This is a genomic window from Roseitalea sp., assembly GCF_984466335.1.
This window is the reverse complement of record NZ_CFIFWG010000129.1, coordinates 1-9,067: the sequence shown is the minus strand read 5'-3', so window position 1 is coordinate 9,067 and position 9,067 is coordinate 1. Positions and strand designations below refer to the sequence as shown.

Below are 9,067 nucleotides of genomic sequence, written 5' to 3'. Positions count from 1 at the left end.
ATGCCGGTCCGACCGTGCCACCCTCGCCGCCGGCCACGGCGCGGGCGATCGCGCGGAAGACGGCGATCGTCTCATGATCTCGGTCGTCGAACAGCGGATCGGCGCTGGTCTTGACGATCACAACCTTGCGGGCCGGATCGACATAGACATACTGGCCCCAGATGCCCATGGCGGTGAAGTCGCCGTCCGAATCCTCGGGGATCCACCATTTGTAGCCGTAGCCGAAGGTCCAGAAGGAGGCGGGATTGTCACCCGGCTGGAGGTGCGGCGCGGTGGGATGGACGCTGGCCTCGACCCAGCCGGCCGGCACGATCTGCCTGCCCTCGCGCGCGCCGCCCTCAAGATAGAGCCGGCCGAAGCGGGCATAGTCGCGCAGCGTCGCGTTGAAGCAGCACATGGTCAGGGCCGACCCGGCGCGACCGGTGTTCCAGTAGGCGTCGGCCTCGGCGCCCAGCGGTCCCCAGAGCCGGCTGGCCGCATAGGCGTTGACGGGCATGCCGGTCGCGCCCTCAAGGACCAGGCCGAGCGCGATCGTGTCGGAGCTTATATAGTCATTGTAGATGCCCGGCTCGCGGATCGCCTGCAATTCCGCCAGGGTGCCGGCCAGCGAGGCGCCGGTGGCGAACTGGATGAACAGCATGTTCACGTCAGAGAACGCATCGTCGTAATTCTCGTCGAAGTCGATGCCCGAGGACATGGTCAGCGCATCCTCGATGGGCACCGCGCCATAGGCGGTCCCGTCGAGGCCGGGCACGTAGCGGCCGATCGGATCGCGCAGGTCCGCGATATGACCCTCGTCCACCGCGATGCCGATCAGCGCGGACAGGATCGACTTGGCCACCGACCAGGAGGTGAACTGCGCGCGCTCGTCGGCGCCGAGCCGGTAGTCTTCATATGTGATCGCCCCGTCATGGACGACCAGCAGGCCGGTCGTCTCGGTACGGTCGAGGAACGCGCCAAGATCGCGCCTTTCGCCCTCATGGGCGTAGGTTTCGGGCAGCGGGCGCCGATCGCGCGAAAAGCGCCAGACCGCGCCGGCGCGGGCGACGGGCAGGTGGGGGAAGACCGCGTCCATGTTGCGGAAGTTCTCGACGCGCTTGCCCTCGCTGAACAGCGTCATGCCCGCCCAATAGGGCGTGGTGCGCAGCCACAAGAACCCGGTCAGAAGCAGGACCGCCAGGCCGGCAAGTCCCCACAGCGTGAAGCGAAGCATACGATTCATGGTGTTTCACCCTTTTGCAGATTCAACGATCATCGAATGCTGCGTAAGTTCGGGATTGAACGCCACGACAAGGACCAATACGCAAACGATATGGAAAATCGCGCCAACGACACGCCCTGGTCCTTCGCGCTTCGCGAAATGCACGCCCTGTCGCGGAGCGTGCGCTTCTGGGCGCTTCTTGGCGGAGTGATCGCCGTCGTCAGCCTGACCGGGCCGTTCGGCACCTATGACCGGCTGTCCGTGCCGGGGCGGGCGCTCTATTGGGCCATGGCGGTCGCCGGCAGCTTCGCGGCGGGGCTGCTGTGTTCGCTGCTGGTCAGCGGACATGCCGAGCGCGCGGGCCTGGGTGAATGGCCGGCGCTGCTGCTGGGCGGACTGTCGGCGGGGGTGCCGGTCGCGGCCCTGAACGGGGCGATGGGCGCGCTTGTCTTCGGCGGCGATTTCGTCGCCGCGTTCGGCCGCATCCTGCCCTACACACTGGCGATCGCGCCGATCGTCGCCGTCCTTTACGAGCTGAACATCACGCGCGGCGGCGCGTCGCCCGAAGCGCTACGGGACAGGGTGGCGCCGTCGGTCCTTCTGTCCAGGCTGCCGCCGCATCTGGGCCGGGACATCGTTCACCTTCGGGCGCAGGACCACTATGTCGAGGTGACGACGCCCAGGGGATCGGCGCTGGTGCTGATGCGGATCGGCGATGCCGAGCGCGAGCTGGGCGCGGGCGCCGGAATGCGCGTTCACCGCTCCTGGTGGGTGGGCGAGCGGCATGCGCGGCGGCTGGTTCGCCGCGACGGCAAGGCCTATGTGGAGACCAGCCTGGGCACGCGGATCCCCGTCGGCCGCGCCTATCGCAAGCAGGTGCGCGCAGCGCTGGACAGCCGCTGACGACAGCGCAGAAGCCGGCGCTGCAAAATCGCCACATCGCCATGATGTTGCACGGCCGTACCGGAGTGCCGCCCATGTCCCTTGCCGACCCTGTCTACCGGCCGATGCCGACCGAAGGCGCGGCGCGGCTGATCCGGCATTTTGCCCGGATGTTCCGCTGGCTGTTCTTGCTCGTGGCGCTTCTGACGGCGGCGGTCAGCGCAATGGGGCTGATCATCGTGTGGGCGGCCGCCTTCATCGAAGCGCGCTCGCCGTGCTGGTGATCATCGTCGAACCGCTCGTCAAATTCGCGATGGACGCGCTGATGAGCCAGGCCGTCTCGGCCGGCTTTCCGGCGGCCATGCGCTGGCAGGCACACAAGGCGGTCGAGCGGCAGGATGTCGGCTTCTTCGACGATCTGTTCGCAGGCCAAGTGGCCTCGCGCATCGCCCAGATGATGGCGTCGGTCCAGAACTCGCTGCACTACGGTTTCGAGTACGGCCCCTATTTCGCGGTGCAGTTCCTGGGCGCCTTCGCGCTGCTGACCGGCCTTCCCTTCCCGCCCCGCCTGTGCCACCACCGCGGGCATGACCCAGGCGATCACAAGCGACCAGCTGTTCCTGTTCGGCCTGTTCGGCGTGCTGTTCGCCATGCTCGTCTGGGGGCGAGTGCGCTACGATCTGGCCGCCTTCGCCGCGCTTCTGATCGCCGTCCTCGCCGGCCATGTGGCGCCCGGCGCCGCCTTTGCCGGCTTCGGCCATCCGGCCGTGGTGATCATCGCGCTGGTGCTGATCGTCAGCCGGGGTCTGGTCAATTCGGGCGCGGTCGAACTGATCGCGCGCTTCGTCGTCACGCCCGACCGGACCGTTCCCGCGCACATTTCGGTCATGGCCGTCGCCGGTGCAGCCCTTTCGGCGATCATCAACAATGTCGCCGCGCTCGCGCTCCTGATGTCGCTCGACATGGAGGTTGCCGGAAAGGCCAGGCGCGCGGTCTCCCTGACGCTGATGCCGCTGTCGTTCGCCACCATTTTGGGCGGCATGATCACGCTGATCGGCACGCCGCCCAACATCGTCATCGCGCAATATCGGCAGGACGCGCTGGGCGCGCCGTTTTCGATGTTCGACTTCGCGCCCGTGGGGCTGATCGTTTCGGCCGTCGGCATCGCCTTCGTCGCGCTGATCGGCTGGCGCCTGATTCCCGAGCGCAAGAACCAGCAGTCGCTCGATGAGGACGCCGGGCTCTATGTCGCCGAAGCGCGTGTGACCGATGAAAGCAAATCGATCGGCAAGCTGGTGCGCGAACTCTATCCGGACGCCGCCGACAAGGACATCCAGATCCTTGGCCTTGTCCGACGCGGCAAACGATTGCCGAGCTTTTCGCGCACCGAGGAGATCCGCAAGGGCGATTTTCTGGTGCTGGAGGGCGACCCCAAATCGATCGAGGCCTTCATGGGCGCCGCCGAACTCAATTTCGCCGGCTCGGAGAAGCATGGCGGCCTGCGCGGCGGCAATCTGACGCTGATCGAGGCCATCGTGCCAGACACGGCGCGGATCGTGAACCGCTCGGCGATGGATGTGCGGCTGCTCTACCGGCACGGCGTGACGCTTCTGGGCGTGTCGCGGCAGGGACGCCGGTTCCGCGACCGGGTGCGCAAGCTGACGATACGGCCGGGCGACGTGCTGTTGCTGCTCGGCCCGGACGACCGGATGGACCCGGTGGCGCACTGGCTCGGCGTCTATCCCATCGCCGACCGCCGGACCGCCGTGATCCAGCGGCGCAAGGCGGCAGCGGCGATCGCCGCGTTCGGCATCGCCATCGCGCTTGCGGTGACGGGCGTCACCACGCTCGCGGTCGGGCTCGGCGCGTGCGTGGTCGCCTATATCGCCATGGGCCTTCTGGGCGGCGAGGATTTCTATGCCATGATCGAGTGGAAGGTGATCGTGCTGCTCGCCTCGCTGATCCCGCTCTCGGCGGCGCTGGAGGCATCGGGCGGCACCCAACTGATCGCCGATACGATCGTCGGCGGCACCGAGGGCTGGCCGGCCTGGGCGGTCCTTTTGGTGCTGATGGTCGTCACGATGACGCTGTCGGACTTTCTCAACAATGTCGCCACCGCGCTGATCGCAGCCCCCATCGGCGTGTCGGTCGCGCAATCGATCGGCGCCAGTGCCGACCCGTTCCTGATGGGCGTGGCGGTGGCCGCCTCCTGCGCGTTCCTGACACCCATCGGCCACAAGAACAACACGATCATCATGGGGCCGGGCGGCTACCGGTTCGGCGACTATTGGCGCATGGGGCTGGCGCTGGAGATGATCGTCATTGCCGTCGCCGTGCCGGCGATCCTGTGGGTCTGGCCGCTTTGAGCTTGATGGAAAAGGCCCTATTGACGCTCTGAGGCGTAAAAGGCGGACAAGGAACGAGATCACCATGACAGCCATCGCCATCACGGGAACCGGGGTCTTCACACCCGAACAGACCATCTCAAATGACGAACTGGTCGCGTCGTTCAACGTCTGGGCCGACAGCCGGAACGCGGCCAACGCCAAGGCCATCGCCGCCGGCGAAGCGGAGCCGTTGCAGCACTCGTCGAGCGACTTCATCGTCAAGGCGTCGGGCATCGAAAACCGGCATGTGCTCGACAAGTCCGGCGTGCTCGACCCGGCCATCATGCATCCGATCCTGCCCGAGCGGGGCGAGGACGATCTGTCCTTCATGGCCGAAATGGCGGTGGATGCCGCCGGCAAGGCGCTGGCGCAGGCAGGACGCGACGCGGCGGATATCGATGCGGTGATCTGCGCCGCCTCCAACCATGAGCGCGCCTACCCCGCGATCGCCATCGAAATCCAAGAGGCGCTCGGCATATCCGGCTTCGGCTTCGACATGAACGTCGCCTGCTCGTCGGCGACGTTCGCCATAAAGGCCGCCCACGACATGATCGCCAACGGCTCGGCCGGCGCGATCCTGATCGTCAGCCCGGAGATCTGCTCGGCGCACCTGGAATGGCGCGACCGCGACTGCCATTTCATCTTCGGCGACGTCTGCACCGCGCTGGTGCTGGAGCGGTCCGAGACCGGATCGGCCGGCTTCGAGATCGTCTCGACGCGGCTGAAGACGGCGTTTTCCAACAATATCCGCAACGATGCAGGGTTTCTGCGCCGCACGCGGCCCGGCCACATGGCCGACCGGCGCGACATGCTGTTTCGGCAGGAGGGGCGCAAGGTGTTCCGCGAGGTGGTGCCGATGGTCGCCGACCTGATCGCGGCACACCTGGCCGATAACGGGATCGGCACGGGCGATCTTCGCCGGCTGTGGCTGCACCAGGCCAACAAGGCGATGAACGATCTGATCGGCGCCAAGGTACTGGGGCGCGCGCCGGAACGGCACGAGCAGCCCAACATCCTGCAGGCGTACGCCAACACTTCCTCGGCCGGTTCGATCATCGCCTTTTCGCAGTTTTCGGACGATCTCGCGCCGGGCGATCTTGGCGTGATCTGCTCGTTCGGCGCGGGCTATTCGGCGGGCAGCGTGATCGTGCGGAAGGCGCGGTGACCGCGCCGGCACGCGGGACCGATGGGCACGGGCAGGCACGCCCTTGTCCGATTGGCGAAGCGCGGCCGCCGGCCGGGCCGATTCGTCGCCGCGCCTATTGCGCGGTGTAGCCACCATCGGCCAGATGGTAGCTGCCGGTGATGAAGCTTGCCCTGTCCGAAAGCAGGAAGGCGACCAGCGGCGCGATCTCGTCCACCTCTGCCAGGCGCCCGACCGGGTGCGTGTCGGCGATCGCGTCCAGCATGTCCTCGTCCAGGGCCTCAAGAAGCGGGGTCTTGACGAAGGCCGGCCCCACCGCGTTCACGCGTATGTTCTTGGCCGCGTTCTCCATCGCCGCGACCTTGGTCATGCCGACCACGCCGTGCTTGGAGGCGACATATGGCCCCGCGCCCTGAAAGCCGACCGAGCCCAGGATCGATGCGATGTTGACGATCGCGCCGCCGCCGGCCTTCTCAATCTGCGGGATCGCAAAGCGCATGCCATAAAAGACGCCCGAAAGATTGACGTCGATCACCCTGGCCCAGTTCTCCGCCGAGCACTCGGCCAGCGGCCCCTGCTCGCCGCCGATTCCGGCATTGTTGACCAGAAGGTGCAACGCGCCCGTCTCGTCGGCCGCAAAGGCGACCATGGCCTCGACGGAGGCCGGGTCGGCCACATCGACCGCGCACGCATGGGCGACACCGCCGAACGCTGCGATCTCGTCGGCCACGGCCCGTGCGTGGCCTTCGTCGATGTCGGCGACGACGACCGCAGCGCCGCCGCGCGCCAGTTCGCGCGCGACTTCGGCTCCGATGCCCGAGCCCGCGCCGGTTATGATGGCTGTCTTGCCGGTGAAGGTGATATCCATGCTGCGCTTTCTGGCAGTTCGGCACGATACTGACAAGGGGCGTAACCGGCGCGCCTTTCCAACGCCCGGCCGGGCCTGCCGCTTGGAGACCGGGATGCATGGGCAAGCCATCGATCCGATCGCATCAAGGGTGGCACACACCCGCCGGCCATGCACAAAAACGCCAAGCGGAACGGTTGCACGGAAAATGCAATACCTTAAGCTTTCCTCATGCAATCGGGCGTTACGCATTTCGATGAAATGACCGGCCTGGGCGAGAACATCCGCCCGCCCTATCGCGACTACCAGCAATGGCTCGACGGCGAAGACCTCGCCCGGCTCAAGCGCAAGGCGGCCGAGGCCGAGACCTTCTTTCGCCGCATGGGCATCACCTTCAACGTCTATGGCGACGAGGAGGCGACCGAGCGGCTGATCCCGTTCGACGTGGTGCCGCGGATCATTTCGGGTCGCGAATGGGCGCGCCTGTCGCGCGGCATCGAGCAGCGCGTGACCGCGATCAACGCCTTCCTGCACGATATCTATCATCGTCAGGAGATCCTGCGCGCCGGCCGCGTCCCGGTCGATCTGATCGCCAGGAACAAGGCGTTCCTGCCGCAGATGATCGGCGTCAGGCCGCCGGGCAACGTCTACACCCACATTGTCGGCATCGATCTTGTGCGCACCGGCGAGGACACGTTCTACGTTCTTGAGGACAATGCACGCACGCCGTCGGGCGTCTCCTACATGCTGGAAAACCGGGAAACGATGCTCAGCATGTTTCCCGAACTGTTTTCGATGGTCGCCGTGCAGCCGGTCAGCACCTACCCGCGCGACCTGCGGCGTTCGCTGGCCGCCTGCGCGCCGCCGAACCGGGGCGATGCCGGCACGCCCGCGCTCGCGGTGCTGACGCCGGGCATCCACAATGCGGCCTATTACGAGCATGCCTTTCTGGCCGACCAGATGGGCGCCGAACTGGTCGAGGGCCACGATCTGCGCGTCGTCGACGGCCGCATCGCCATGCGCACGACGCGCGGCTACCGGCCGGTCGACGTGATCTACCGGCGCGTCGACGACGATTTCCTCGATCCGCTCAATTTCAGGCCCGATTCGATGCTGGGCGTGCCGGGCATTCTCGATGTCTACAGGGCCGGCAACATCACGATCGCCAACGCGCCCGGCACGGGGATCGCCGACGACAAGGCGATCTACTCCTACATGCCGGAGATCGTCGAGTTCTACACCGGCGAGAAGGCGATCCTGAGGAACGTGCCGACCTGGCGCTGCTCGGAGAAGGACGCGCTCGCCTATGTGCTCGACCATCTCGACCAGTTGGTCGTCAAGGAGGTGCACGGCTCGGGCGGCTACGGCATGCTGGTCGGGCCGGCGGCGTCCAGGAAGGAGATCGCCGCCTTCCGCGGGAAGCTGACGGCGCGGCCGGCCAGCTACATCGCCCAGCCCACTTTGTCCCTGTCGACGGTGCCGATCCTGACCAGGGCCGGGCTCGCGCCGCGCCACGTCGATCTGCGGCCCTTCGTTCTGGTTTCGCCGAACGCGATCAGGATCGCGCCCGGCGGGCTGACGCGCGTCGCGCTCAAGAAGGGATCGCTGGTCGTCAACTCGTCGCAGGGCGGCGGCACCAAGGACACATGGGTGCTCGATGAGTAGGGCGGGCGAAAAGGATTGGCGGCACGGTTGTACGGCGCAGCCTCGAAGGGCGAGGCTGCGGGCGGGAGGGCCGCGCTGATGCTGGGCAGGACCGCCGGCGGCATTTTCTGGCTGTTCCGCTATCTGGAGCGGTCCGAGAACACCGCCCGGCTGGTCGATGCCGGATTTCGCATCGCGCTGACCCGTTCGGCGTCCGCCGACCGGGAGTGGGAATCGGTGATCGCCACCGCCGGCGCCCGCGCCGGCTATCGGGACCGCCACGCGGTTTTCGAGGCCAGCGCGGTGATCGACTATCTGCTGCGCGACCGGTCGAACCCGTCCAGCGTCCTGTCGGTGATCGGCACCGCCCGCGACAATGCCCGCATGGTGCGCACCGCGCTCACGCGCGAGGTCTGGGAGGCGGTCAACGAGTGCTGGCTGACCCTGTCGGACACGCTGTCCCGCCCGGTGCGCGAGCGCGACCTTCCCGCCGCGCTGGCGACGATCCGCCAGCAGAGCGCGCTGGTGCGCGGCGCCCTGCACGGCACGATGCTGCGCAACGAGGTCTTCAACTTCGCGCGCCTTGGCACCTTCGTCGAACGGGCCGACAACACCGCGCGCATCCTCGACGTCAAATATTATGTGCTGCTGCCATCCTTGTCGCTGGTCGGCTCCTCGCTGGACAATGTCCAGTGGGAGACGATCCTGCGCTCGGTGTCGGCGCACCAGTCGTTCCGATGGGTCACCAGGGGCGAGCCGACCCCGCGCGCCATCGCCCATTTCATGATCCTCGACCGGCGCCTGCCGCGAAGCCTGGCCTTCTGCTGCGCCAAGATCAGCGGCAATCTGGGCTATCTGGAATCCGACTACGGCCACAGGCCGCCGTCGCATACAATGGCCGACGCCTGTTTCCACAATGTCCGGAACCGCCCGATCGACGATATTTTCGACCAGGGGCTGCA

8 protein-coding genes are annotated in these 9,067 nt (G+C 66.9%); 5 read left to right on the top strand and 3 right to left on the bottom strand.

The features are described from left to right. Positions 1 to 1,222, bottom strand: a 1,222-nt coding sequence (locus tag AC5E6L_RS11630; RefSeq protein WP_491773455.1) for a serine hydrolase domain-containing protein, incomplete at its 3' end; no start/stop codon positions are given. Between the two features lie 36 nt (positions 1,223 to 1,258). Here AC5E6L_RS11630 and AC5E6L_RS11625 point away from each other — a divergent pair. Next, positions 1,259 to 2,104, top strand: coding sequence for a LytTR family DNA-binding domain-containing protein (locus tag AC5E6L_RS11625; protein ID WP_491773453.1), 846 nt, complete (start codon positions 1,259 to 1,261; stop codon positions 2,102 to 2,104). A 94-nt stretch (positions 2,105 to 2,198) separates the two neighbouring features. Here AC5E6L_RS11625 and AC5E6L_RS11620 read toward each other — a convergent pair whose 3' ends face one another. Continuing rightward, entirely contained in the window at positions 2,199 to 2,672 is a 474-nt protein-coding gene (locus AC5E6L_RS11620; protein WP_491773451.1) for a hypothetical protein, read from the bottom strand. On the opposite strand from AC5E6L_RS11620, the gene AC5E6L_RS11615 reads away from it, so the two are divergent. Together AC5E6L_RS11615 and AC5E6L_RS11610 are read left to right on the top strand one after the other, a co-directional pair. Then, positions 2,671 to 4,449: an SLC13 family permease gene (locus AC5E6L_RS11615; RefSeq protein WP_491773449.1), complete on the top strand. Its 1,779-nt coding sequence runs from the start codon at positions 2,671 to 2,673 to the stop codon at positions 4,447 to 4,449. The two genes, AC5E6L_RS11620 and AC5E6L_RS11615, sit on opposite strands and share 2 nt — an antisense overlap. A gap of 64 nt (positions 4,450 to 4,513) precedes the next feature. Then, the gene (locus tag AC5E6L_RS11610) at positions 4,514 to 5,635 is read left to right on the top strand and encodes a beta-ketoacyl-ACP synthase III (RefSeq protein WP_491773447.1); all 1,122 of its coding nucleotides are present in this window, start codon (positions 4,514 to 4,516) and stop codon (positions 5,633 to 5,635) included. 94 nt (positions 5,636 to 5,729) lie between these two features. Here the strand turns inward: AC5E6L_RS11610 and AC5E6L_RS11605 are convergent, their stop codons facing one another. After that, entirely contained in the window at positions 5,730 to 6,482 is a 753-nt protein-coding gene (locus AC5E6L_RS11605; RefSeq protein ID WP_491228611.1) for an SDR family NAD(P)-dependent oxidoreductase, read from the bottom strand. 210 nt (positions 6,483 to 6,692) lie between these two features. On the opposite strand from AC5E6L_RS11605, the gene AC5E6L_RS11600 reads away from it, so the two are divergent. Further along, complete coding sequence (locus AC5E6L_RS11600) at positions 6,693 to 8,126, top strand: circularly permuted type 2 ATP-grasp protein (protein ID WP_491228610.1); 1,434 nt, start codon at positions 6,693 to 6,695, stop codon at positions 8,124 to 8,126. A 15-nt stretch (positions 8,127 to 8,141) separates the two neighbouring features. After that, the coding region (locus AC5E6L_RS11595; protein WP_491773444.1) for an alpha-E domain-containing protein at positions 8,142 to 9,067 on the top strand (926 nt) is incomplete at its 3' end.

What these genes read in the sequence shown, in the direction of transcription:
- AC5E6L_RS11605 (WP_491228611.1), bottom strand. Translation starts at nt 6,482, where the DNA reads ATGGATATCACCTTCACCGGCAAGACAGCCATCATAACCGGCGCGGGC.
- AC5E6L_RS11610 (WP_491773447.1), top strand. Translation starts at nt 4,514, where the DNA reads ATGACAGCCATCGCCATCACGGGAACCGGGGTCTTCACACCCGAACAG.
- AC5E6L_RS11615 (WP_491773449.1), top strand. Translation starts at nt 2,671, where the DNA reads ATGACCCAGGCGATCACAAGCGACCAGCTGTTCCTGTTCGGCCTGTTC.
- AC5E6L_RS11600 (WP_491228610.1), top strand. Translation starts at nt 6,693, where the DNA reads ATGCAATCGGGCGTTACGCATTTCGATGAAATGACCGGCCTGGGCGAG.
- AC5E6L_RS11620 (WP_491773451.1), bottom strand. Translation starts at nt 2,672, where the DNA reads ATGCCCGCGGTGGTGGCACAGGCGGGGCGGGAAGGGAAGGCCGGTCAG.
- AC5E6L_RS11625 (WP_491773453.1), top strand. Translation starts at nt 1,259, where the DNA reads ATGCTGCGTAAGTTCGGGATTGAACGCCACGACAAGGACCAATACGCA.